Genomic DNA, 291 nt, shown 5'->3' with positions numbered 1-291 from the left:
TCAGTTCCCCTGGTGTGCCTCCAATGACCTATGTATTCAGTCAAGGGTAACTACCCATTACGGTAGCTGGGTTTCCCCATTCGGAAATCTCCGGATCAAAGCTCACTTACAGCTCCCCGAAGCATATCGCTGTTCGTCGCGTCCTTCTTCGGCTCCTGGCGCCTAGGCATCCTCCGTGCGCACTTATTAGCTTAACCACACTGCGACTGTTAAGTTTAGCCGTAAGGCTGAACTTCAGTCGTCAGTGACAATTGTGACACTAGTAAGGCAGAGATGATACTCTTCTTCTTC

At 50.2% G+C, this 291-nt stretch carries 1 rRNA gene; it reads right to left on the bottom strand.

What is annotated here, in order from left to right:
* Positions 1-197, bottom strand: a 23S ribosomal RNA gene (locus tag L3D05_RS26270); the annotation flags it as partial.
* Positions 198-291 lie beyond the last annotated feature (94 nt).

It is taken from the genome of Cohnella mopanensis, assembly GCF_022352055.1.
Taxonomy (GTDB): domain Bacteria; phylum Bacillota; class Bacilli; order Paenibacillales; family Paenibacillaceae; genus Cohnella; species Cohnella mopanensis.
Note: the sequence above shows the minus strand (reverse complement) of the source record. Positions and strands in the feature narration are given on the sequence as shown.